General features: G+C 36.0%; 30 protein-coding genes and 1 pseudogene. 10 read left to right on the top strand and 21 right to left on the bottom strand.

Annotated elements, in window-relative coordinates; genetic code table 11:
• Positions 1–45 precede the first annotated feature (45 nt).
• The 3 genes from OZ002_RS02130 to OZ002_RS02140 form a co-directional block, all read right to left on the bottom strand.
• The gene (locus OZ002_RS02130) at positions 46–816 is read right to left on the bottom strand and encodes a hypothetical protein (RefSeq protein ID WP_260244697.1); all 771 of its coding nucleotides are present in this window, start codon (positions 814–816) and stop codon (positions 46–48) included.
• A gap of 120 nt (positions 817–936) precedes the next feature.
• Complete coding sequence (locus OZ002_RS02135) at positions 937–1,869, bottom strand: hypothetical protein (RefSeq protein WP_325082827.1); 933 nt, start codon at positions 1,867–1,869, stop codon at positions 937–939.
• A 218-nt stretch (positions 1,870–2,087) separates the two neighbouring features.
• The gene (locus OZ002_RS02140) at positions 2,088–2,525 is read right to left on the bottom strand and encodes a GNAT family N-acetyltransferase (RefSeq protein ID WP_123849787.1); all 438 of its coding nucleotides are present in this window, start codon (positions 2,523–2,525) and stop codon (positions 2,088–2,090) included.
• Between the two features lie 114 nt (positions 2,526–2,639).
• On the opposite strand from OZ002_RS02140, the gene OZ002_RS02145 reads away from it, so the two are divergent.
• Positions 2,640–2,849, top strand: a complete 210-nt coding sequence (locus OZ002_RS02145) for a hypothetical protein (protein ID WP_123849788.1) — start codon at positions 2,640–2,642, stop codon at positions 2,847–2,849.
• A 342-nt stretch (positions 2,850–3,191) separates the two neighbouring features.
• Here OZ002_RS02145 and OZ002_RS02150 read toward each other — a convergent pair.
• From OZ002_RS02150 to OZ002_RS02210, 13 genes and pseudogenes are all read right to left on the bottom strand, one after another.
• Positions 3,192–3,778 (bottom strand): annotated as a pseudogene (locus OZ002_RS02150) (positive control factor).
• Positions 3,779–3,877: 99 nt separating this feature from the next.
• On the bottom strand, positions 3,878–4,057 hold the full coding sequence (locus OZ002_RS02155; RefSeq protein ID WP_081156593.1) for an XtrA/YqaO family protein: 180 nt from the start codon (positions 4,055–4,057) through the stop codon (positions 3,878–3,880).
• Positions 4,058–4,144: 87 nt separating this feature from the next.
• The gene (locus OZ002_RS02160) at positions 4,145–4,312 is read right to left on the bottom strand and encodes a hypothetical protein (RefSeq protein WP_185078609.1); all 168 of its coding nucleotides are present in this window, start codon (positions 4,310–4,312) and stop codon (positions 4,145–4,147) included.
• Positions 4,312–4,602 (bottom strand): hypothetical protein, encoded by a 291-nt coding sequence (locus tag OZ002_RS02165; protein ID WP_123849790.1) that lies wholly within the window; start codon positions 4,600–4,602, stop codon positions 4,312–4,314. The genes OZ002_RS02160 and OZ002_RS02165 overlap by 1 nt, the downstream gene beginning before the upstream one ends.
• Positions 4,574–4,762, bottom strand: coding sequence for an antitoxin (locus OZ002_RS02170; RefSeq protein WP_123849791.1), 189 nt, complete (start codon positions 4,760–4,762; stop codon positions 4,574–4,576). Before OZ002_RS02170 ends, OZ002_RS02165 begins: the two co-directional genes overlap by 29 nt.
• Positions 4,763–4,776: 14 nt before the next feature.
• Complete coding sequence (locus tag OZ002_RS02175; RefSeq protein ID WP_002324927.1) at positions 4,777–5,136, bottom strand: DUF1064 domain-containing protein; 360 nt, start codon at positions 5,134–5,136, stop codon at positions 4,777–4,779.
• Positions 5,129–6,019: a DnaD domain-containing protein gene (locus OZ002_RS02180; RefSeq protein WP_325082828.1), complete on the bottom strand. Its 891-nt coding sequence runs from the start codon at positions 6,017–6,019 to the stop codon at positions 5,129–5,131. Before OZ002_RS02180 ends, OZ002_RS02175 begins: the two co-directional genes overlap by 8 nt.
• A 48-nt stretch (positions 6,020–6,067) precedes the next feature.
• On the bottom strand, positions 6,068–7,006 hold the full coding sequence (locus tag OZ002_RS02185) for a recombinase RecT (protein ID WP_325082829.1): 939 nt from the start codon (positions 7,004–7,006) through the stop codon (positions 6,068–6,070).
• A gap of 1 nt (position 7,007) precedes the next feature.
• The gene (locus OZ002_RS02190; protein WP_325082830.1) at positions 7,008–7,949 is read right to left on the bottom strand and encodes a YqaJ viral recombinase family nuclease; all 942 of its coding nucleotides are present in this window, start codon (positions 7,947–7,949) and stop codon (positions 7,008–7,010) included.
• Between the two features lie 136 nt (positions 7,950–8,085).
• Positions 8,086–8,271, bottom strand: a complete 186-nt coding sequence (locus OZ002_RS02195) for a hypothetical protein (protein ID WP_325082831.1) — start codon at positions 8,269–8,271, stop codon at positions 8,086–8,088.
• Complete coding sequence (locus tag OZ002_RS02200; RefSeq protein ID WP_195641596.1) at positions 8,268–8,555, bottom strand: DNA-binding protein; 288 nt, start codon at positions 8,553–8,555, stop codon at positions 8,268–8,270. Before OZ002_RS02200 ends, OZ002_RS02195 begins: the two co-directional genes overlap by 4 nt.
• Entirely contained in the window at positions 8,552–9,097 is a 546-nt protein-coding gene (locus OZ002_RS02205; protein WP_002319161.1) for a hypothetical protein, read from the bottom strand. The genes OZ002_RS02200 and OZ002_RS02205 overlap by 4 nt, the downstream gene beginning before the upstream one ends.
• 63 nt (positions 9,098–9,160) lie before the next feature.
• On the bottom strand, positions 9,161–9,313 hold the full coding sequence (locus OZ002_RS02210) for a hypothetical protein (RefSeq protein ID WP_002301569.1): 153 nt from the start codon (positions 9,311–9,313) through the stop codon (positions 9,161–9,163).
• Positions 9,314–9,368: 55 nt separating this feature from the next.
• Here OZ002_RS02210 and OZ002_RS02215 point away from each other — a divergent pair, with 55 nt between their 5' ends.
• A complete protein-coding gene (locus OZ002_RS02215) occupies positions 9,369–9,572 on the top strand; it encodes a hypothetical protein (protein WP_249459448.1) in 204 nt (67 codons plus the stop codon).
• 7 nt (positions 9,573–9,579) lie between these two features.
• Here OZ002_RS02215 and OZ002_RS02220 read toward each other — a convergent pair whose 3' ends face one another.
• Together OZ002_RS02220 and OZ002_RS02225 are read right to left on the bottom strand one after the other, a co-directional pair.
• Positions 9,580–9,849, bottom strand: a complete 270-nt coding sequence (locus tag OZ002_RS02220; protein ID WP_151668588.1) for a hypothetical protein — start codon at positions 9,847–9,849, stop codon at positions 9,580–9,582.
• On the bottom strand, positions 9,846–10,079 hold the full coding sequence (locus tag OZ002_RS02225) for a helix-turn-helix transcriptional regulator (RefSeq protein WP_227260160.1): 234 nt from the start codon (positions 10,077–10,079) through the stop codon (positions 9,846–9,848). The genes OZ002_RS02220 and OZ002_RS02225 overlap by 4 nt, the downstream gene beginning before the upstream one ends.
• Positions 10,080–10,233: 154 nt before the next feature.
• Between OZ002_RS02225 and OZ002_RS02230 the strand changes: the two genes are divergently transcribed.
• The 5 genes from OZ002_RS02230 to OZ002_RS02250 all read left to right on the top strand — a co-directional run bounded on the left by OZ002_RS02230 (position 10,234) and on the right by OZ002_RS02250 (position 13,826).
• Complete coding sequence (locus tag OZ002_RS02230) at positions 10,234–10,605, top strand: helix-turn-helix transcriptional regulator (RefSeq protein ID WP_227260162.1); 372 nt, start codon at positions 10,234–10,236, stop codon at positions 10,603–10,605.
• A gap of 6 nt (positions 10,606–10,611) precedes the next feature.
• Positions 10,612–11,040, top strand: a complete 429-nt coding sequence (locus OZ002_RS02235) for an ImmA/IrrE family metallo-endopeptidase (protein ID WP_325082832.1) — start codon at positions 10,612–10,614, stop codon at positions 11,038–11,040.
• 54 nt (positions 11,041–11,094) lie between these two features.
• A complete protein-coding gene (locus OZ002_RS02240) occupies positions 11,095–11,763 on the top strand; it encodes a hypothetical protein (protein WP_325082833.1) in 669 nt (222 codons plus the stop codon).
• 102 nt (positions 11,764–11,865) lie between these two features.
• Positions 11,866–12,534: a hypothetical protein gene (locus tag OZ002_RS02245; RefSeq protein ID WP_129236107.1), complete on the top strand. Its 669-nt coding sequence runs from the start codon at positions 11,866–11,868 to the stop codon at positions 12,532–12,534.
• Between the two features lie 155 nt (positions 12,535–12,689).
• Positions 12,690–13,826, top strand: a complete 1,137-nt coding sequence (locus tag OZ002_RS02250) for a site-specific integrase (RefSeq protein ID WP_203369437.1) — start codon at positions 12,690–12,692, stop codon at positions 13,824–13,826.
• A 92-nt stretch (positions 13,827–13,918) separates the two neighbouring features.
• On the opposite strand, the gene lepA is transcribed toward OZ002_RS02250, so the two are convergent.
• On the bottom strand, positions 13,919–15,754 hold the full coding sequence (gene lepA / locus OZ002_RS02255; RefSeq protein WP_002309066.1) for a translation elongation factor 4: 1,836 nt from the start codon (positions 15,752–15,754) through the stop codon (positions 13,919–13,921).
• 146 nt (positions 15,755–15,900) lie between these two features.
• Here lepA and OZ002_RS02260 point away from each other — a divergent pair, with 146 nt between their 5' ends.
• From OZ002_RS02260 to OZ002_RS02270, 3 genes are read left to right on the top strand one after another with little or no spacing between them, the layout of a single operon-like run.
• Positions 15,901–17,121 (top strand): GNAT family N-acetyltransferase, encoded by a 1,221-nt coding sequence (locus OZ002_RS02260; RefSeq protein WP_002331396.1) that lies wholly within the window; start codon positions 15,901–15,903, stop codon positions 17,119–17,121.
• A 19-nt stretch (positions 17,122–17,140) separates the two neighbouring features.
• Entirely contained in the window at positions 17,141–17,635 is a 495-nt protein-coding gene (locus OZ002_RS02265; RefSeq protein WP_002301556.1) for a nucleoside 2-deoxyribosyltransferase, read from the top strand.
• Complete coding sequence (locus tag OZ002_RS02270; protein ID WP_156248982.1) at positions 17,613–18,299, top strand: hypothetical protein; 687 nt, start codon at positions 17,613–17,615, stop codon at positions 18,297–18,299. The genes OZ002_RS02265 and OZ002_RS02270 overlap by 23 nt, the downstream gene beginning before the upstream one ends.
• A gap of 152 nt (positions 18,300–18,451) precedes the next feature.
• Here OZ002_RS02270 and clpB read toward each other — a convergent pair whose 3' ends face one another.
• Entirely contained in the window at positions 18,452–21,061 is a 2,610-nt protein-coding gene (clpB, locus tag OZ002_RS02275; RefSeq protein WP_156248981.1) for an ATP-dependent chaperone ClpB, read from the bottom strand.
• A 250-nt stretch (positions 21,062–21,311) separates the two neighbouring features.
• Entirely contained in the window at positions 21,312–22,358 is a 1,047-nt protein-coding gene (locus tag OZ002_RS02280) for a lysylphosphatidylglycerol synthase transmembrane domain-containing protein (protein ID WP_002331398.1), read from the bottom strand.
• Positions 22,359–22,365: the final 7 nt, after the last annotated feature.

A 22,365-nucleotide genomic window follows, 5' to 3' on the forward strand; every position in this document is an offset into this window, starting at 1 on the left:
CAATACACACCACCTCACATTCTGTTTAGGTTGAGTTTTGTTTTTCTATTTTCCTTCTTTAGCAACGTCCCATTCTATTTTTAAATATATTCCAATAACTTTTGAAAAAACAGCAACAGCTTGCTTGTAATTTACTAACATTTCGCTTACTTTTTTATAATTATTCTCTGCTGTTTCTAGATGTCGAACATGTTCCTGATATTCATCTATCTCCTCAGGAGAAAGCTTATGTTTAGCATCATCTTCTGTCCCTGTAACCTTATCAGCATTATCTAACTCATATTTTTTCAAATTTGAAAATACTTTTTTATTTTGGTCTAAAATATTTTTATAATGGTCTCCATCATATAAATTAATTAAGCATTCAATGTATCTCCTAATATAAATATGCTTACCGTCATTTTTTTCCGCATTGTAAAGTTTTTCTTTCACATCATCTGCTACTATTATTTTATCTCTCTCTATATATATTTTATCTTCAATTTCTTTGCTTTCAATCGAATTAAAATATAATTTTAGCAGTTCAGAAATCTCTTCAATTTTTGGCCACTGTTCATGGAATACTACCTCTTCCTTTTGTAGAGAAATCAAAAGAGAGATAAGCTCTGACGACTTTTGTCTAACTCCGTCTATCCATTTTATTCTTGCCTGGGCTTTTAAATTAGCATCTATTTGTTGTTTAGCTATCTTCCTTTGTGTACATACGTTCATTATTACACCAATGAGTACCATTATAGCTGCTATAAGAGAAATCAGTGCTGAAACACCAGACCAAATAATTTCTCCGTTATGATCATAAAAAATACCTGGTAACATTCTATCACCTCCCTCAGTTTTAATATAATCATCTACTAACTTTCAATACCTTTTGATATAGGATTAGCTTAAATAAATATTTTTAAACTAGAAATTTTTCTAACTGATTTGTTTAGAAAGCTATAATACTTCAAAATAAAATGCTGTATTATTTATTAACCGAATAAAATCTGCAAAAGAAACTCTTTCTGGGGAAAATCTTCCATGAAGATACGTATGTCTACCCAAAAAAAGCTGCTCCGGTTTACTAAAATCTTGAGTTATCAAATATTTTTGTATAGTTACTCTGCATTGTTGCTCTGCCATCGTATATATATCCTGATCATCATTTTCAATGATAAGTTCTTTTAACATTCCTACATTAAAATTTCTTTTCATTCTCATATTAGGACTTTTTTTCTTGAGTGAACAATGTTCAATCAGCATGAAAATATTCGCTATACATAATTTATAGTTTTTCCAATTCCTGTTTAAAACATCGATGATTTGATAAACGATAATTTTGTATTCCTCATCAGTATTATCAGCAATGGAATTCAGCGTTTCAATTAGATATGAAAAATTATTTCTACAATAAAGACTCAGCATATATCTATTAATCTCTTCTTTTTTTAAAAATGAAACACTATAAACATGAAGAGTAGGATAAATAAAAGTAGGTACGGTCCATCCTAAATCAGCCATTATTTCCAACTGATGCATATCTACTTTTGTATTTATTATTTTAGAAATCTCTGCAGTAAATTTTAAGCCTTCCCAGTTTATAGAAGATAAAGCAGCTGATATTTGTTCTCCCATGTTTACTTTCTGTAAAGGTCGAATTGCATCTTGTATCATTTGAGCCATGGGATTAACATACCTAAGCGTTTCCTTAATGGATTGCAAAGCAGCTCTAAAATATGGAAAATTCATTACATTTACGCTCTCCTTAAAAACTGAATTCATCTGGTGAAATGATTTTAGTGATTCTTTTAGTGAATCCGAAAAGTAATCAGCATAATTAAACGGTTTATAATTCATCATCTTATATATTTCATTTTTATTATCATCCATAAGCTCTCTCCTGAATTTTCTTACTACATATTATTCTAGTTATAACTCTATACAAAAATCAATAACTTTTTATTCAAAAGCCTATTATTATAAATTATCTAGAGGCGCGATCAAAAAATTAAATTTAGCTAGGAAATTTGTACACCACGACTGTGAGATACTTTTCTTCTATCACTCCTTTATAATATAAAAAAAGACCACTCAATGAGTGATCATGGTTAGATTTTTAATATTAGTCCCCCGTCTCGTTCAATATGTCTTTCATAAAAATCAATTAACTCGGATTCTCCTAGATGATTTCCCTCTATCGCATCTGATTTTCCATTCGTATTATCCATATTTATTACGGATAATTCGATAGTGGTTATACTTAATTCTGTACAATATTCAACCAATTTTTTTAGATAGTAAGATGCTATACCTTTTTTTCGATCTTCTGGTTTAACTACTTGAATCCAGTTTAAAACTAAAGTGTCTTTTGGTTGGGGAATTGCTCTGCATGGATTTTCAAATGAAGTGAAATCCATTTCAAATCGTTTATTGCCTTCTTTATCAATTAGATAAAAATCTCCAGGTTTATTTATCCTATATTCTATTCCTTTATCTGCAAAAAACTCTGGCATTCCCCAAGATATTACTCTCTCGTTAAGTTCCATATTTTTCACCTCAGTAAAATCTTATCACAGATATTGTGAAAATAAATACTAAGTGTATAATTTTATTTATCAACGAGTGGTCCGCTGAAATAACTGACAGGGAGGATTAACAAAGTGAAACAAACCATCATAGATGCTTTATCAAATCAAAAACAAGTTATATTTGTTTTTGATAAAGAAATTCAATTTACTGCAGATACTTTGGTTGATGCACTGCCGAATGAAGAAAATTATATTCATGTTAAGCAAAAAAATGTTTATGGTGATACCGGCAGTCGAATAATTAATTTATCTACGATTAAGTGGATTCGTTTAAATGCCTAAAATATAATACTTCGTATTAGCTTTGCAATGTCAAAAACAATTGCAGGGCTTTTCTTTTTATTAGAATACAAATATTAATTAAATATTTGCATGAAATTTCTTTATCCATTCATATTAATAGCCAGTGACAACAAATAGATAATAAGAACGTTTTAGGAGGAGTTGAGTTCACATCCTTTTTATTTATGTTGGTTGCCACCGACTATCGTTAAAGAAGAAGCATCGAAAACGATGCATGTTTTATTTTTGAAGAACAATTATTCGGAATAAAAAAATGAATTAATTTGTGAGTGTCTCATCTAATAATTGCCTTCACTTATAGGTGGGAATGGTTTACAAATTTTAGCTAATCTCAAAAAGGTTGATTTGGTGTCCATATTCAAAATAATTATCAATCTTATTTTTTATCCTCTGAGACATAGATTTGACTGTTCCAACAGCTAAGTCCATTTTTTCAGCAGCTTCTCCATAAGTGCATAGATCTTTATTGATCAGATGGAATAATGTCAGTTCTTTATTAGACAATAAAGATTCTTCTCCGTCACTTGGAGCAACATTTCTTTTTTCTTTGGGGAAACCGTCTCTTCAGCTGGTTTTTCTATTTCTTGCAAGTAAACTTCATAACTCATAACATCGATATCTGCCACTTTAACGGCTCTCCTATGTTTTGGTATCTTCTTAGCTTGTTCATCATCAAATGGTTTTTCTCTCCCTGTTTCTAGCCAAAATAAAGCATATTCTGTTGTTGATATAGCTTCTGCTATCACTTTTTGATCTGCGATGTCTTGAGGAGTGCGATCATCTATTAACTTATGTATCACTCTCCCATTTTCGTTAACAGGCACGCGATATCGTTTATTTAAAATTTTTTGATGCTGTTTTTTCAATATATTCAAGTCAGTTTTGTATTCTTGAATCAACTCATTCATATAGATAGCCTCCTCAATTTCGCAAATAAAAAAACGGACACAAATCAACAAGAAAATTCTTGTTAACTTGTATCCGCCAGTTTTCTGGTAGGATAATATTTAAAATAGTTGTTTTACTTCTTCTTTAACTTGCTTAACTTTATTGCAATGAGACTCTATAACTGTTGTTCCAAACGAAGGAAGCTCGACACTTTTCATTTGACCGTTTGAAATAATGATTAAACAATGTTCTCCTTGCATTTTTTCAATGTCGCTTAATTCAATTACCTTTAACTCCATAACTGCCTCCTGTGATATAATAGACTTACCTTGGCAGGGGCAAATCATATTTGTCACGAGCAGCGAGCTAATAATGGCTTGCTGTTTTTATTTGTTATCAGATAATAAATCGACAATTTCAGCATACTTCGTGTCTTTCAGCATGCTTTTTAGTTTATTGTTTTCTTTTTTGAGATTAGTTGTTTCATTATTCAAGGAAACAACTGTCAAAAGTAGAATAACTATTGCTATGATACTAATAACGTTTGTAATCATTAGTTAATTACCTCCATATCCACCAATCTCGCTACAGCTAAATTCTCTTTGCTTTTCGCTAACCACTTGTCGCATTCCATCGTGTTTTCAATACGAATGATTGCTGAGTGATTATAGACGTGTTCTACATATCCACGAAATGGATAGATGAACTCCTCTGCTTCACAGCGAACCATGTCACCGACTTTGACTTTTGGTTTCTTACGTGTTTTAGGATTCTTTGTCGGCATATCTAGCATTAAACCGCCGATACCATGACTACTAGCGTAAAATCCGTCTTTTAGTTTCATTCTTTCTCCTCCTCAATTCTACGAATCTTAAGTTCTCTATGTGCAAATTGATTGCCTTCCTCGACGTTTCATTGACCATCACTGCCTTTGTTCGTTTCAGATCGTCAATCTCACGTTGAATGCTTCGAATACGCATTTGAATCACTTCTTCTGTTGTCATGATGGACCACCTCGTTAAAAACGCTCTTCCTTGAACGTATTCCGATATTTTTTAGCTAATATCAACGGCACTTGATATTGATGACAGAACAACTTTGCCTTGATCTTAAAGTCTTTTGTCTGCATTCCTTTAACATCTACGACTTTGACAAGTTTGCCGTTTTTATAAAATGTGAAGTCGGGAATATACTCGATCTTGCGATATTTCTTTCCGTCTAGTTCAAATTTCGGCATCAGCTCAAATCGTTCCTGAAGTTTTACTTTCCAGCCGTTCGCTTCTGCTTGCCACAAGGCTAGATCGTAATACTCTGCTTCCGCGATAGAATCAAACTTGATACCTCGATGGATAGTTTTTCGATTACGATATTTATTCATTCTCAAGAAGCGCCTCCTTCTTAGCCTGATAAGCAGCAAAGCGGGCTTCTAATTCTGCTTTTTTATCAGGGTCTAGCGTCTTTTCTTCTTGAGGTTTGTTGACCCAATCAGGTAACTTTTCACGCCGTACATTGTTTTGACGTTTAGGAAGATAGTTTTGTTTTTTCTTGTTCTTAAAAGCTTCTTGAGCTTTTTCTGCTGATTCCATTGTCTTAATTCCTTGATTACTCCATGAATTTAATATCGCTTCAACATATTTTTTCAATCCTGGCATCTCAACGTTGTTTTCGAAAGCTAATTTAAAAGCAAAGAGAATCATATCTGCTCCCCAAGTTTTAATCATCGGTCCTAATGCTCCTTGCAAAAGTCCAGTAGGTGCTTTCCCCCAGTTTTTTTGGATGAACTCATACACGCCTATATCATCTTCTTTATTTGTCTTGTTTTGTTTTGTATTGTTTATATAAGCTGAAGGATTTACTGTAGAATCTACTGAAGGATTTACTTCCCTATTTACTTTCGGATTTACTTTACTATCTACTGGAATATTTCCAGTAGTGGAGTTTTCTACCGTATTATCTACTGTAGTTTTTACTGTAAAATTTCCAGTTAAATCAGAAAGGATATAAACACCAGCTTTTGTACGACCTCTCTTTTTATATTGAAGGAGTCCATTTTGGATCAATTGGTTTCGATTATTAATCAATGTTTTTTCAGACGTTTTAGTCATTGCTTGTAGCCTTGTATTGGCAATCGATAATTCGCTCTGCCATCCACTTCTGTTTGCTATAGCCATAAGCTTGTACCAAAGCAATTGGGGACCAGCGCCAAGCTCGTTATATTCAAGCCAATTGTCGAAAGCATTAAGCTGTCCGATATAATCCAATTGAGTCCCTCCTTTCGTTCTAGTAATTTGAGGGAGAAAACTCCCTCACTAATTATTTAATGGTGGATTCGATGCATCGAACAGCGATTCTTGTGCTTCATCTGTCTGAACTGATTCTGCATATTCTTCAAATGCTGTTGAGCCATTGTCAGTATTTATTTCCACTTTTTCTGCTTCTTTTCTTTCAGGGATATCCTCTTCGACTTCTGTTTCAGAAATGATGCTCCCATCTTCTTGTACTTTTTGTACTTTTTCGTCTGAGGTGGTGGCTTCTTGCATTTCAACGGATAAAATTCCCCATTTAGAAAGGAGATTTCTAAGAACAGTTTTTCGAGCCATCGCATTGTAATCTGATGCCCACACACCGCTTAATTTGGTTTTGTCACGATCTTTACTGTTCGCGATACGATGTGCTTCTATTTCTTGCTTGGTCCAATAGACAGTTTTCTTAAAACCATTTAGCAGTTCAAAGTAACCAACGTACCCAATAACTTCATCTGACTTCCGTCCCTTTGGATCGAAATCAAACTCTTCAGTTAGACGATTCCAGCTCTTTAATTCGCCTTCGTATACTTCAATGACATTCAATGCTTTATATTTACCTGACCGTTGAGCCAACTGGATGTACCCTTTGTAGCCGAGTAAGAACTGAGCTTTCTTTTCCCATTTTCCTGTTTGCTTGTTTTTGCTATTAAATGGAACGAGATAGGCATAGCCAAGATTCTTATCCAGTCCAAGATTTAACGTTGCAGCAGTCAGTGCGCCGCTCATGATGGACATTGGTTCGCTGTCAGCAAGATAGCTATCATTTGATACCAGTGTCATCACATTCGACATAAAAGCATTAGCGTTATCGTGAAGCACCTCTTCAAACTTCTTTCTCATTGTTGGTGTATTCATCAAAGCTTTAAGTCCTAATTGACCTGGTGCAACTTGTTTCTGTGGCTTTGCTGCCAATTGATTTTTTAACGATTCATTTGTTGCCATATTATTTGATCTCCTTTTCGGTTAGCCTTCTTGATTCAGTAACGTTATAAATCTCTTCATCATTTGCGATATCTGGATATTTCTCTGCTAGTTTCTTCGAGTTCATACGTCTCGTACGGACAAGTTTCCAACTGATGATGTTTTTTTGAGTGATCCCGATACTAGCTTCACGTTTACCTAATTCACTGATGATCTCGTTGTCCACCTGTCGAATAGCCGATTCAATTTCTTTCTTAGTCCGTTTGAGTTCGTTTTTCTGTTCAACTAGTTCATCAAAACGAATTGGCAACGCCGTTTGAACGTCTTCAACATCTGCATACTTTTCTTTCAAGAAATCAGCTGTCGCTTGACTACCGTCAATAACTGGCTCGATGCCTCCAAGAACATTCGTTTCCCAAAACTCTACTAATTGTTCAGTGATTGTATCGATCAACTCTTGATCTCGTTCAATCCGCTTCCAGATAAATTTTTGACCACCGATTAAGACAGCGATGTAACAATAGTCTTTGTTTAGAACGTTCATGTAATGTTGAACTTGGCAGAGATAACTAAGTGGTACTTCTTCACCTTCCCACTCTTTACCGAGAAATTGATTGGCTGTTTTGCATTCCAGAATGGCATTTTCTCCAACAACATCACGATCAATGTTCGCTCTTAGAAACGGATGCAGCGGATGTTCAAAGACTTGGTTTCTTCTGCGAACCTTTTTACCTGTCCGTTCTTGAAATTCTTTAGCAACAACTTCTTCTAAGATATTGCCCCAATAAGCTGGCTCGCTTGCTATTTCTTCAAGTACGACTTGCCCTGTTTTTTCAAGCCATAATTGATAAGCTGATTTCCATTTATTCAATCCTAAAATCGTTCCAACATCAGAGCCGCCAATACCTTTTTTACGGTCTTCAAGCCATTCTTGACGGCTCATTTCTAAAATAGACTTACTCATCGTCTTCCTCCTCAAAATATGGTGTACCCCATTCTGGAGTAGTTAAATACTGATCTAATGCTTGTCCAAAATCGTTCATTGTTTTAGCCTTCCTTTCATGCTAAAATACAGATAAGATATTTTGATATGTTGCCGATTAGCGACGGCCGTCGCTAGTCGGTCTTTTTTGTGGATGTTCTTTCATTGATTCGCGGACTAGATACGTTACCACTAATGTTCCAAATGAAATTGCAGCGAAACGCCAGTTCCAAGCTGAAAGAACGCTACCTATCAGCATCAGTAGCAGTCCTGCTCTGACGTTCATCCTAAAATTTGATTTCATACTTTTTTCCCCTTTCTAAAATTTGAAATTTCACTAGCCAAATCTTGGTTCATATAATTGTTTAAAAAACGGTTAACTTCAGCTTTGGGTATCCGTATCTCTCCAATCTTTAAGCAACCCAAGTATCCCATCTCAATCAAATCTTTAACATTTTGAGGATTTGTTGTTATGGCCAATGCTGCTTCAGTAACTGAGTATGTTAATTTTTCAATGTTTCTTTTATTGTTGCGCTTCAAGACAACTTTTTTTGGAAAAATATTTTCCAATGTTTCCATTTCCATCATCCTTTCATATATCCTTGTACTACCCAGTACGACAGCCGTTCCTCACTAAGCTTGCGAATATCGATTCCAAGTATTTCGCACAACGCACTTATTAGTGTGACTTCAACCATAATCTCGTCTAAAAATTCATAAGCATATGCAATAATTTGTTGACGATCATCAACAGTTAAGTAATTTACTTGTTTAAGAAGAATTTTCTCTACTTCTTGCTTCTTCTGTTTCCGCTCATCTGATTCAATCATTTGCAACTTGTCTAATGAAGATGGATCTCTCCTATAAACATCACCATCTATAGATTTAAATAAACCAAAGAACTCATGAATCACTTGAAGAGTGAAATCTGAATCTCTAAAATGATCCGTTAACGCCTGAGCATTTTCCAACGTCACGGGCTTCGTATTAAGCAATGTTGTCCAATCGCTTAATGACTGTTGAGAGACGTTGATTTGTCTTGCTATTTCCTTTTTGGTCTCACCACTCTTATTAATTACTTCGACTAACGATTCTCGAATAACACTTGATTTTTTTAACAGTTTAAACACCTCATATTCTTATTCGCCCGTATATCAATACGAGCAATTTTTTTATACTATTAATTTAAAGAATCAAACAAAAGCTGCTTCATCTAGTTCACGTTCAAGCTCTTTTTGAACTTCTTCAACTAGACGATCGAGTTGATCATCATTTGCACATTTGATGATGTGGACTAGTCTAGGTCTAGCATCAAGTACGATGTTTATTTTTTCTTGGCGTGTCATTAAAATCATCTCCTTATTTATTTGATATAATCTCACTATGGAAGGTGGTGAGATTATGGCTTATAAAGAATCTATCGTTAAAAAGATAATCGAAATCGTTGAAATAGCTCCTAAAGGGACAAGTACCCACTATTTAGAAGGTTTCAATCAAAAAGATGTAATCGATACTGTGAACTCTCTTCATTTAAAATATCCCGACAATATTTTAGAAACAGAAAGTTATTATAGTGAGCCTGTTCCAATTGTAATTAATAAATAATTTTTAGTTATTCTCCTTTTGAATTTTTGAAGTATTTACTCAAAGGGAGAATTTCTGGTCCTACCAAAACATCTTTTATATCAACTTCATCTATAAAACATTCGATTTTTAGTTTTGGCTTGCCTGATGCTGGCATAAATAGTTCAATATTTGTTACTCCACGTCCTAATGTCCAATCATTTAATTTAATTTCATAATTTGGTGAAATTGTTGGGTTTTCAACTTTAGGTTGTATTGAGAGTTTTAGCAGATTGTTTATTTTTTCTTGTCGTGTCATTTGACAGCCTCCTTTGTTTTTAACTCATTTTTGTAGTTAAAAGCCATAAAAAAAATTTTCTCTTTAGGAACATGAAAAATATCTTCTAGATGTTGCATCTGGGAAGGTTTAGGCAAGGTACGCCCCACCTCCCAAGAACTGATTGTTTTTTGGGATACCTTTAATAAAGATGCTAGTTGTGATTGAGAAATTCCTTTTCTAGTTCTTATTTGTCCCATTTTGTTTTCCATAAATTTCCACCTCTCTTTTACTACCTTATGTAGTTATAATATACTACAAATTTTAGTAAGTCAACCATTTTTACTACTTTTTTTTGTATTAACTAAATTTCGTTGTACCGACTACGCTTTGTAGTATATAATTTTATTAAAAGGAGGACTTGCTGTGTTAAAAGACCGAATAAAAGAACTGAGAAAGCAACATGGCTGGACCCAAGCAGAACTAGCGAAAAAAATGAGTGTATCTCAACAAACTATAGGAAGTTGGGAAGTAGGTCGAGCAGAACCTAATTCAGAAGCTCTAACTAAGTTAGCTCATCTATTTAATGTTAGTACTGACTATCTATTAAGTAATCATAAAGCTCCAGAGTGGGCGACTAAAGAAGATATGATCGAACTTGATAAACTACTAGAATCAAATGCTAACATGGCTTATGGGGGCGAAACTTTAACACCCGAACAACTTCAAAGAGTCAGAGATGTTTTAGCAGGCATGTTTTGGAAATTCAAAAAAGAAGACAAGGACAAAGAGAAGTGATTGGGTATGGAATTGGATGTTATCAATTTAGTTGAGAACCTAAAGCGGAAGTATCAATCCGCTAATCCATTTTATATTTGTGAAAAAATGGATATTCAGATTGAATATGTTCCTTTTATTGATGATCCTAAAGGTCAATTCCAAGAAATTTTAGGTCGTGCTGTCATTCTTTTGAATAACGAATTAAAGGATTCTGAGGAAAGATTTTATATTTGTGCTCATGAGCTTGGTCACGCCATCTTTCATCGTGGGTTATCTAGCTATTATGTATCCACACGAACATCCAGAAGCAAATCAGAAAGCGAAGCGAATTGCTTTGCTGCTAATCTCATTGTTTCTCTTTATAAAGAAGACAACGATCAATACCCTAGGAAAGTTGAGGAATTAACAAATTTGTACGGGCTTCCTGAAAGCGTGTATAGATTTTTAATTTAATTGGTGGCTACTACGTCCTGCCCTAAGTGGGTGTAAAAAAATAGAATAGGTTAGGTGTTTATTTATTATGGGTTTAGCAATATTTTATCAATAGTTGGTTTATTAGGTTTTATAGTTGGTTTAATTATGTTAATTATGAATTTAATTAAGAAAAAACCTAAAAAAGTTGGTTTAATCATCACTTGTGTATCAGCAATTTTATTCATTGCTGGGGTTGCTGTCTCAGCTTCTACTAATGCTTCTACTAGTACTGCTTCTTCTACATCAGCTTCTAAAACTGATAAGTCTACTTCAGAAGTAGCAAATTCAAGTTCGACAGAAAGTTCAGATAGCGAAGACGTCACTTTTGATAGTGAAATCAAAGAAGATTCTACACCAAAAGAAGTAAATCCAGCAGATTATAATACCGGAATTACTTATGATACATTAACTCGAACACCAGACGAACATATTGGAAATAAAGTGACACTATCTGGAGAAATTGTTCAAGTTATTGAAGGGGATGATGCCTCTCAATATCTGATGGCGGTAGATCAAGACTATGATAAAATGGTTCTAATTGAAGTCCCTACTGATCAACTTTCTAGTAGAATATTAGAAAATGACTTAATCACTATTTACGGAGTATCTCAAGGAACTATTGATTATGAATCTACTATTGGGGGAACAAATACTGTTCCTGCTATTACCGTAGATAAATTCGAAGTAACAGGACAAGCTTAATACTTAAAGATCAGCCTTCGGGCTTTTCTTTTTATTAATGGCGACTATCACTACCTGCCATTAAGTGGGAGTAAATATATTTTTATTGTTATGGAGGAAGAAATGAAAAAAATAGTTGGGGTAGGATTAATTCTGTTCTCTAGTATCGTACTAGGAGCATGTGGAAATAGTAATTCAAATTCTGATACGCCTAAAGAAACAACCACTGCGAGCTCTACAATGGTTTCTCTTGAATTCAGTAGCTCTGTGGAAAAAAAGACTAATCTTCTATCAAATGATTCAGATTTCGGAAAAATAGCTGATAATGTACCTGATGGAGAATCCATAGAAGTACAAGGTAAACAAGATTATTCAACCAATTTTAATGATAATTCTTGGGCGGGTGTTAACCTAAATATCGATCGGGTCTCAGTTGTGAAAACTACTGATATCAAAGACTATTCTGATAATCAATACAATGGTTTTGTAGCCGTGCATTACAACATAGATAATACACAACAAGATGTATCTATATACCCTAATCAAGCCACAATTATAACTGACTATGGTGAGCAAGTTGATGATGGCGGAGTCTTTAATTATGATTCATGGGATGGTGACTTCATGAAAGGAACAAAAAAAGATGGTTGGGGCATCTATCCTTTATCAAAACTTCCTGATGCATCTTCAATCAAATCTCTTCGATTGAAGATTGATTCTAGCTATGAAACTGATAATTATGATGATGAAAACTCGTATCACACATATGATATTAACTTAAATTTACAATAAAGACTGGCCTTCGGGCTTTTCTTTTTAAACGTAAAAGAACATAAGTTCGTATACTTCTATTAAAAATACGGATTTTACATCTATTCCCTCTCTATATGTACCAAAAAAATTTAACTATCGTACTAATGACATAGCAATATGAAAGGACTGATTTTGTGCGTGGCGGTGTGAGAAAACGTGGAAAACGTTGGTATTATTATTTTGAAGATATCAATGATGATGGCTCAAGAAAAAAAGTGGAGAAAGTTGGCGGAGACACCCGACCAGAGGCCGAAGCTGCTTTAAGAAAAGTTTTATCAGATATTGACGAAACAGGACAATACTTTTTAGGTACGGATACTCGAGTAAAACAATACCTTGATTTTTGGATGGAGGAATACGTTAAACTAAATCTTAAATACAATACCTATGAAAACTACCGATTTACCATCAAAAATCATATAGATGGTTATTTAGGAAAGAAAAAACTTACGGATCTCTCCCCTGCTCTTTTGCAAAATTTCATCAATGATGAATTTAAAAAGGGTTACTCGAAGAAAACAATGACTATTACTCACTCTGTCCTTAAGAATGCGCTGAATATGGCGGTTTATCCTTGGGGGTTAATCAAGCAAAATCCTATGCTGTATGTAAAGATACCAAAATACGAAGAACGACCAACGACTAAAAAAGATCTAAAAATCATTTCTCTTGAAGACTTTGATCATATGCTAGAAATTACTCCTGAAGGACATCCTTTCTATATTCCTTTGAATATTGGATTTTATACGGGAATGCGCGTTGGCGAAGTTTGTGGTCTGACGTGGGATAATGTCGATTTTTCAAATGGAACAATTACTGTAGAGAAACAAATGGTAAAGAATGATGGCGCATGGGTATATGGTACGCCAAAGACAAGCAGTTCCAATCGAACGATTTTTATTGGACAAACCTTGCTAGCAATTCTGAAAAAACATAAGAAACAACAATTAGAAAATCGAATGAAGTATGGAAAGCTCTACATTGATTCAAATGCAGTATGTACGAAGGAAGACGGTGAGCTAGTTACGCCAAGTGTGGTGAAATGGAACACAAGAAGGATATCGAATGCACTCTCCCTCTCTTTTAACTTCCATTCTCTCAGACATACTCATGCTACACTTCTTCTCGAAAATGGCGCAAAAATGAAAGAAATCTCTGAACGATTGGGCCACAGCAGAATTTCAATTACGATGGATACTTACTCCCATGTGACAGATAAGATGAGAAATGAAACGGTCGATATCATGGAGAATCTGAGAAAGAATTCTTGAATTTTGCCACCGAAAAAAACCACCGGTGGCAAACCGGTGGCAAATCCATGTAAACATGGGTTATTTTTTACACTGTTTTCAAACAAACCTTGCTATTTCTTTGGTTCGTCCTCATCCATTTTCAGAACGGCCATGAAGGCTTCTTGCGGAACTTCGACGGAGCCGATTTGTTTCATCCGCTTCTTCCCTTCTTTTTGTTTCTCTAAGAGTTTACGTTTACGAGAAACATCTCCACCATAACATTTAGCCAAGACGTTTTTACGCAAGGCCTTGATGTCTGAACGGGCAACGATTTTTTGTCCAATAGCTGCTTGGATTGGCACCTCAAATTGTTGGCGTGGGATTAGTTTTTTCAGTTTTTCAACGATTGCTTTTCCACGTTCATAGGCAAAGTCTCGGTGAACGATAAAGCTTAATGCATCGACTTTTTCTCCATTCAGCAAGATATCCATCTTCACTAACTTGCTTTTTTGATAACCAGACATTTCATAATCCAATGAGGCATAGCCTTTCGTGCTTGATTTCAATTTGTCGAAAAAGTCAAAGACAATTTCAGAAAGCGGAATATTATAGACGACGTTTACTCGGTAATCATCTAAATAATCCATCGTAATGAATTCTCCCCGTTTTCGTTGAGAAAGTTCCATGACTGCACCGACAAAATCATTGGGCACCATAATCTGTGCTTTGACAAATGGTTCTTCTACATCTTGGATCGTTACAGGTTCAGGAAAATCTGCCGGGTTATCAACTGTAGCAGTCGTACCATCTGTTTTATTAACATGGTAAATAACGGATGGTGCAGTCGTAATCAATTCTAGATTGAATTCTCGTTCCAAACGTTCTTGGACGACATCCATATGAAGAAGTCCTAAGAATCCGCAGCGGAACCCAAATCCCAATGCTTGAGAAGTTTCTGGTTCGAATTGTAAAGCAGCATCGTTCAATTGCAGTTTTTCTAAAGCTTCCCGCAAATCGTTGTAACGAGAAGTATCAATTGGATAAAGACCACAATAAACCATCGGATTCATTTTTCGGTAACCTGGTAAAGCTTCAGCGGCAGGATTGTCTGCTAATGTTACTGTATCCCCTACTCGAGTATCTTGGACAGTTTTGATACTTGCTGTGATATAACCAACATCACCGACCATCAAAAAGTCTCTAGCAACTGCTTTTGGCGAGAAGACCCCGACTTCTGTAACATCAAATGTTTTGCCATTACTCATCAGTTTGATTTTATCTCCGGGTTTGACCATACCGTCCGTGATCCGGACATTTAGAACAACACCGCGGTAACTATCATAAATAGAATCAAAGATCAAAGCTTTTAGCGGTGCATCTAAGTCTCCACTTGGTGCTGGAACATATTCCACAATCTGCTCGAGAATATCTTCAATTCCAATCCCTGCTTTTGCACTAGCTAATACAGCTTCACTAGCATCGATTCCGATTACGTCTTCGATTTCTTGACGGACACGTTCGGGATCTGCTGCGGGTAGGTCGATTTTATTGATGACTGGCAGGATCTCCAAATCATTGTCTAAGGCTAAATAAACATTGGCCAATGTTTGGGCTTCGATTCCTTGTGCTGCATCGACCACTAAAACGGCACCCTCACAGGCAGCAAGGCTTCGAGAGACTTCATAGGTGAAGTCGACGTGCCCTGGGGTGTCAATCAAGTGAAAGATATATGTTTCTCCATTTTTCGCTGTGTAATTGAGTTCTACAGCATTTAATTTAATCGTGATTCCACGTTCACGTTCCAAATCCATCGAGTCTAACAGCTGATCTTGCATTTCGCGAGACGTCACAGTGTGCGTCATTTCTAAAATACGATCGGCCAATGTAGATTTCCCATGGTCGATATGAGCGATGATCGAAAAATTACGAATCTGCTCTTGGCGTTCTTTCATTTTCTTTATATCCATAGCGTCTCCTCTTTTCATATAATCAGCACTTTCCATTATACCAACGAAAAGCAGTAATTTAAAGAGTTTTTAATTAGTCAGCTATAGAAGTTTTTTTTGTAGAATTTTGCTATACTGTTATCAAGCTAATAAATGGAGATGAAAAAATGGATCAAAAAGATTTTAGAGAAAATCTTGAATTAAAACCGGTCACCCAAGAACATATCGATCAATTCAATGAATTGCTTTCCTATGTGTTCCAAGTGACTGAAGCAGATATCGAGGAAAGCGGGTTTGAGAATAAACGAGCTTTTATCCGTTCCAAAAAACCGATTTTGGAAGTATCGAAAGTGTTCGGATGGTTCCACGAAAATAAACTGATCTCTCAAATCGCTATCTATCCTTGTGAAGTCAATATTCACGGTGCACGTTATAAAATGGGTGGTGTGACTGGAGTTGGAACTTATCCAGAATATGCTAACCATGGATTGATGCAAGATCTAATTATCGTTGCATTGGATAATATGCGCAAGAATAAGCAATGGATCTCTTATTTGTATCCTTACAGTATCCCCTACTATCGGCGTAAAGGATGGGAAATCATGTCTGATAAACTTTCCTTTAAAATCAGAGATACACAGCTACCTAAACAAATCCCAGTAAGTGGTATGGTTGAGCGATTACCAGTTGATCATCCAGACGTATTTTCCGTTTATGACAAATTTGCCCAACAAAACCATGGTGCTTTATTCCGCAGTGATTTTCATTGGGAAGAGTATTGGCGTTTCGAAAATGAAGATGAGCGCACAGCCGCTGTCTACTACGATAGCAACCATGAACCAAGAGGTGTTCTATTCTACTGGGTAGCTGAAGAAATATTTCACGTAAAAGAAATGTTCTATCTTGATCAAGAAGCTCGAAATGGCTTATGGAACTTTATTTCCGCACATTTTTCCATGATTTACTGGGTACATGGAGATATTTATAAAAATGAGCCTTTAGCATTTTTGATTGAAGATAGTCAGATCAAAGAGCAGATCGAACCATATTTTATGGCTCGGATCGTTGATGTAAAAGAATTCCTTCAACGGTTTCCGTTTGTTGGAACAGCTGATGCTTTTCATTTCATCATTGAAGATCCTGTCGCTCCTTGGAATAATGGTGTCTTCGCTTTAACATGGGATGAACAGGGACAAGTCCGTGTCTTAAATGAACCTATAGGAAACCCTGTTCGATTGAATATCCAAACATTGACTTGCTTGATGATGAATTATCGACGTGCTTCTTATTTGGCAAGAATCGAACGGTTAGAAACAGATGAACAAACACTGAAGTCACTAGAGCGTATCATTCCAAACATGGAAGCTTACTTTAGCGATTATTTTTGATAAAAAGGATGATGTTTAGATGAAAATTTATTTTGCCGCACCAATGTTTGCTAAAAGTGATTTGTTATATAACCAACAGTTAGTTAAAGAAATCAGAGAGCTCTCTTCTGAGCTTTCGATCTATCTTCCTCAAGAAAATGAAGCAATCAATGACAAAACTGCTTATGCAGACAGTCGAATGATTGCTCTTGCTGACACAGAAAAAGTGTTGGCTAGTGATTTAATGATTGCTTTACTAGATGGCTTGACGATCGATGCCGGGGTAGCATCGGAAATCGGTGTGGCTTATGCGAAAGGCATCCCAGTGATCGGCTTATATACTGATACTCGACAGCAAGGCGGAACCCACCCGAAAAAAATCGCTGCACTACAAGAAACAGCTGAAAATCAATTTCACTACCTGAACTTATATACAATAGGTCTGATCAAATTGAACGGAAAAGTGGTTTCTTCAGAAACTGAGTTGCTTTCAGAAGTAAAAAGATTTTTGGATGGAGGGACTTTCAGTGATTAAAGAAATCAAAAAGGTGCAAATAGCTTTACTTGCTTTTGGCATATTCGTTGTCTGCTATAATTTTTATGAATTTATCACACAAAAATATTCGACTTCTCAAGGAATCACATTTATCGTGGAATCTTTATTAGGGATTGCATTGATTTTCATGCCACAAGTCATTTTGAAAGTTTTCAAACTTAAAATACCAGCAGCAATCGTTTTGTTTTACTGGTTTTTCTTGTTCATCTCTGTCTTTTTAGGCACAGGGATGCATTTGATCAGTATCATCTCTTTTTGGGACAAAATTTTACACGCTGTGAGTCCAATGGTCCTGACAGCTCTTGGCTATGGATTGATTGGTTACTTGATGAAAGATGCTGAGATATCAAAAACCAGTCCTTGGTTGTTCCTCTTATTCGGCTTTGCGTTTGCTGGACTTTGCGGCGTGTTTTGGGAGTTCTGGGAATTCTTATGTGACCAATTCTTAGGCATGAATCTTCAACGCTTTGCTGCTTCTGACGGCACACTGTTTGTCGGACGAGTAGCATTGATGGATACGATGGGTGACTTGCTGACAAATACGATAGGTGCTGCCTTGATGGGATTGTTTGCTTGGTCTCAAAGTAAAAAAGATGAGCGTTATTTTGAAAGTTATAAATTAGAAAAAGTAAAAAATATTTAATAAAAGAGATTGTGGCAGAAGCGGGCAGCTTCAAGGAATTTCGACTTATTTTTCGAAGAAGCTACTTCTGGAACACTGTTTATTTGAAAAAAGGAGGTCTGACACTAGTTGTGTCAGACCTCCTTTTTTCTTTTATAGTCTCAATTTGAAGATTAGACGATTTCTTCTAGTTCTTCTGTTTTGAAATGAAGTTGTCCATCAAGTAAAGTAATCGTTACTTTTGATTTAGGCATAACATGCCCTGCAACGATTTCTTTAGCTAGTGGTGTTTCTACTTCCTTAGTGATAAATCGTTTCAATGGTCTTGCACCATATGCTGGTTCATAAGCATTTTCAGCGATCCACGTTTTGGCTTCATCACTGATCGTCAACAGGATTTCTTGATGTTCCAGACGTTGTGCCAATTGTGCCACCATTTTGTCAACGATACCTTTCACGTTGTCTAGGCTCAATGGTGTAAATAAAATCGTGTCGTCGATTCGGTTCAAGAATTCTGGTTTGAAGTTTCCACGTAATAGCGTGTTGACTTGTTCAGCCACTGCTTCTGGAATCGTTCCATCAGCAGTCACGCCTTCCAGCAGTAACTGTGAACCGATATTGCTGGTCATGATCAGAACCGTATTTTTGAAATCTACTACTCGCCCTTTTGAATCAGTCAAGCGTCCGTCATCTAGGACTTGTAACAAGATATTGAAGACATCGGGATGCGCTTTTTCGATTTCATCCAACAAGACGATTGTATAAGGATTTCGTCTGACAGCTTCCGTTAATTGACCACCTTCTTCGTAACCTACATAGCCTGGAGGAGCTCCGACTAGACGAGACACAGCATGTTTTTCCATATATTCACTCATATCGATCCGTACCATATGATCTTCTGAGTCAAACAAGTTCTCAGCTAACGCTTTCGCTAATTCGGTTTTTCCGACACCAGTTGGTCCTAGGAAAAGGAAAGAACCTAGAGGACGATTTGGGTCTTGCAATCCAGCACGTGAACGAATCACCGCGTCACTGACCGCATCAACTGATTCATCTTGACCAATCACTCGTTTATGAAGTGTTTCATTCAATTTAATCAGTTTTTCTCGTTCACCTTCTACAAGTTTCGTTACGGGAATACCCGTTAATCTGCCAACGACTTGAGCAATCTCATTTTCGGTAACGGACTCTTGAACCATCTTAATCTCGCTGTCTTTTGCTTTAGCTTCTAATTCCTTCAATTCTTTTTCTAATTGAGGTATCGTACCATGTCGCAATACAGCAGCGCGTTCCAAATCATAGTTATTTTCTGCATCTTCTAATTCGTGTTTTGCTTTATCGATTTCAGCACGTTTTGCTGAAACAGAATTGACTTCTTCTTTTTCTGTTTCCCACTGCATCTTCATCGCATTTGCTTCTTCACGAAGTTCAGCTAATTCTTCTTGCAAATTTTTCAAGCGTTTTTTACTTGCATCATCTGATTCTTTTTTCAGTGCAGCTTCTTCGATTTCCAACTGCATCAAACGTCTAGTAACTTGATCTAATTCCGTTGGCATAGAGTTCATTTCTACCCGAATCGTTGCACTGGCTTCATCGATCAAATCGATTGCTTTGTCCGGTAAGAACCGATCAGTAATATAACGGTCAGATAAAGTAGCTGCTGCTACTAATGCGTTGTCATGGATGTTAACACCATGGTGGATCTCAAAACGTTCTTTTAATCCACGCAGAATACTGATCGTATCTTCCACTGTTGGTTCTTTGACTAATACCTTTTGAAAGCGACGTTCCAACGCTTTGTCTTTTTCCATATATTGACGGTACTCATCTAAAGTTGTGGCACCGATCAAATGTAATTCACCGCGAGCAAGCATTGGTTTCAACAGATTTCCGGCATCCATACTTCCTTCTGTTTTTCCTGCCCCTACGATATTGTGGATTTCATCGATGAACAAGAGGATACGTCCATCACTTTTTTTGACTTCTTTCAAGACTGCTTTTAGTCTTTCTTCAAATTCACCACGGAATTTTGCTCCAGCGATCAATGCACCCATATCTAATGAAAAAATCGTTTTATCTTTTAAATTTTCAGGCACATCTTTGCGTACGATACGTTGAGCAAGCCCTTCAACGATTGCCGTTTTCCCTACACCGGGTTCTCCTATCAGAACAGGATTATTTTTTGTTTTTCGTGAAAGAATACGGATGACATCACGGATTTCTTCATCACGACCGATGATTGGATCCATTTTTCCGCTTTTGACTTGCTGTACTAAATCAACGCCGTATTTTTCTAATGCTTTGTATTGTTCTTCTTGGTTTTGTGAGGTCACTCTTTCTCCTCCTCTCATCTCTTCGATGTTTTTACGTAATTCTTTTTCAGATAATCCGTTTTTATTCAAATAAACAGTTAACGGATAATTTTTTAATTTCATCAACGCTAAAATAACGACTTCCGTTGAAAGAAACTCGTCGCCGAAGCTTTCACGTATTTGGTCTGCTTCATTCAATAATCGAAAGAAATTCTGGCTGAGGTTTTGTCCATATTGGACGTTTCCACCAGAAACAACTGGATACTCATCCAGTAGACGATCAATTTCATGTTCAAAAGATTCGACATCCAATCCGGCATCCGTATAGAAATTTCGACCAAAATGATTAGGTTGTAAAAAGATTTTCCATACATGGGCAATGTCGATATCTTGGTGTTTTCGAGTGACCGCAATCTGTTGAGCTTCAGCAATCGCTTCTTGAAGCGTCGTAGTCATTTTCTCAATATTCATACAGGTATACCCTCCTAATTAAAGGTAAGATCACTTATTTCTTTGATCTTTACAAAAACTATTATATCGCTTTGGTCAATTTTGGTCAAAATATACACATATTTTTTTGACTTTTTTTCTCGACTTATATAAATCTTAAAAAAACAAAATTGATTGTATGTATACAAAAAAAGAGCCAAACAAACGTAAAATTATCTTATCCATAACGTTTTTCTTTGATTTGATAAAAAGGGTAGATCTTATAAAAGACCTACCCTTGATTTTCTTTATTCTCTTTTTTTACTTCTATTATTTCTTCTTTGATCACTCTTCGCCGTTCAGCAATCACATACACAAATCCATAGAGAAATGGCAAGATAAAAGAACTGAAACGATACAGTAAAAGCGAAGAAACTGCGTCAACTGTTCCAACAACTGGTCTGAATAATAACAAATAGACAAATTCAAAGGAACCAATACCAGCAGGCGTAGGAATAACCCCTGAAAGCACTACTGCAAAGCTGATAAACGAAATGGTCAGTAGAAAATCTATTTTAGGATGGTTTTCAATCAGAATCAAATAGGGAAGTACATACCAAAATACAAGTTTTAACATATTCCATAGATAAATCCGCAATAGCGCAGTCCTGTCTTGGATAATGGTTTGGACCGTTTCCCTTAAAGAGTAGATCTGCTGATTGCATGTATCCACCCATTTCCGCAAACGCTCACTTTTAAATAATTTATTCGATAAGCTGACAAAAAATATTTGAACATTCAAGCTGACGGACATCGCCAATAAAAAGGCAACAATCACGATCGTCAAAAGGATACCAGCGATGATAAACCAGATCATTGATGGACCATTAGAATAAAAAAGAGAGAATTGGATGACCAAGCCAGCTAATGCATAAGTGATCACTGCCAGTTTGTACATAATCATATGGAGTGCTGTCACCCCTGCTCCCTGGGATAGCTTCATTCCTTTTTTGTTATAAAAATAAATCTCCGAGATCAGCGTTCCTGTACCAAATGAAACGATTCGGTAAAACGCAATATAGCTAGAGGTCAAGAACCCATCTTTCGTTGTAAAATTCGGCGCGAAAGGTTCAGCAATTTCTTTGATCGAGCGCCCTTCAGCGATTTGGTAAACTGTCCCTAATATAACAGCTGCTGACAAAACAACAACACTGGTAGACAGCAATTCGGCAAAGATATCTGCAAATGATTGATTGATTAAATAATAAATAATGGCAAAAATCACAATCAGCAAAAGCAGATTCAGAATGATTTTAGTTTTCGTTCCTTTAGACGACATCTCCTAC

This window comes from Enterococcus sp. E4-150 (genome assembly GCF_035726465.1).
GTDB classification, from domain to species: domain Bacteria; phylum Bacillota; class Bacilli; order Lactobacillales; family Enterococcaceae; genus Enterococcus_B; species Enterococcus_B faecium.

Coding starts and splice junctions, on each gene's coding strand:
- OZ002_RS02130 (WP_260244697.1), bottom strand. CDS start 816: ATGTTACCAGGTATTTTTTATGATCATAACGGAGAAATTATTTGGTCT.
- OZ002_RS02135 (WP_325082827.1), bottom strand. CDS start 1,869: ATGGATGATAATAAAAATGAAATATATAAGATGATGAATTATAAACCG.
- OZ002_RS02140 (WP_123849787.1), bottom strand. CDS start 2,525: ATGGAACTTAACGAGAGAGTAATATCTTGGGGAATGCCAGAGTTTTTT.
- OZ002_RS02155 (WP_081156593.1), bottom strand. CDS start 4,057: ATGGAGTTAAAGGTAATTGAATTAAGCGACATTGAAAAAATGCAAGGA.
- OZ002_RS02160 (WP_185078609.1), bottom strand. CDS start 4,312: ATGATTACAAACGTTATTAGTATCATAGCAATAGTTATTCTACTTTTG.
- OZ002_RS02165 (WP_123849790.1), bottom strand. CDS start 4,602: ATGAAACTAAAAGACGGATTTTACGCTAGTAGTCATGGTATCGGCGGT.
- OZ002_RS02170 (WP_123849791.1), bottom strand. CDS start 4,762: ATGACAACAGAAGAAGTGATTCAAATGCGTATTCGAAGCATTCAACGT.
- OZ002_RS02175 (WP_002324927.1), bottom strand. CDS start 5,136: ATGAATAAATATCGTAATCGAAAAACTATCCATCGAGGTATCAAGTTT.
- OZ002_RS02185 (WP_325082829.1), bottom strand. CDS start 7,006: ATGGCAACAAATGAATCGTTAAAAAATCAATTGGCAGCAAAGCCACAG.
- OZ002_RS02190 (WP_325082830.1), bottom strand. CDS start 7,949: ATGAGTAAGTCTATTTTAGAAATGAGCCGTCAAGAATGGCTTGAAGAC.
- OZ002_RS02195 (WP_325082831.1), bottom strand. CDS start 8,271: ATGAAATCAAATTTTAGGATGAACGTCAGAGCAGGACTGCTACTGATG.
- OZ002_RS02200 (WP_195641596.1), bottom strand. CDS start 8,555: ATGATGGAAATGGAAACATTGGAAAATATTTTTCCAAAAAAAGTTGTC.
- OZ002_RS02210 (WP_002301569.1), bottom strand. CDS start 9,313: ATGACACGCCAAGAAAAAATAAACATCGTACTTGATGCTAGACCTAGA.
- OZ002_RS02215 (WP_249459448.1), top strand. CDS start 9,369: ATGGCTTATAAAGAATCTATCGTTAAAAAGATAATCGAAATCGTTGAA.
- OZ002_RS02220 (WP_151668588.1), bottom strand. CDS start 9,849: ATGACACGACAAGAAAAAATAAACAATCTGCTAAAACTCTCAATACAA.
- OZ002_RS02225 (WP_227260160.1), bottom strand. CDS start 10,079: ATGGAAAACAAAATGGGACAAATAAGAACTAGAAAAGGAATTTCTCAA.
- OZ002_RS02235 (WP_325082832.1), top strand. CDS start 10,612: ATGGAATTGGATGTTATCAATTTAGTTGAGAACCTAAAGCGGAAGTAT.
- OZ002_RS02245 (WP_129236107.1), top strand. CDS start 11,866: ATGAAAAAAATAGTTGGGGTAGGATTAATTCTGTTCTCTAGTATCGTA.
- lepA (WP_002309066.1), bottom strand. CDS start 15,754: ATGGATATAAAGAAAATGAAAGAACGCCAAGAGCAGATTCGTAATTTT.
- OZ002_RS02260 (WP_002331396.1), top strand. CDS start 15,901: ATGGATCAAAAAGATTTTAGAGAAAATCTTGAATTAAAACCGGTCACC.
- OZ002_RS02265 (WP_002301556.1), top strand. CDS start 17,141: ATGAAAATTTATTTTGCCGCACCAATGTTTGCTAAAAGTGATTTGTTA.
- OZ002_RS02270 (WP_156248982.1), top strand. CDS start 17,613: ATGGAGGGACTTTCAGTGATTAAAGAAATCAAAAAGGTGCAAATAGCT.
- clpB (WP_156248981.1), bottom strand. CDS start 21,061: ATGAATATTGAGAAAATGACTACGACGCTTCAAGAAGCGATTGCTGAA.
- OZ002_RS02280 (WP_002331398.1), bottom strand. CDS start 22,358: ATGTCGTCTAAAGGAACGAAAACTAAAATCATTCTGAATCTGCTTTTG.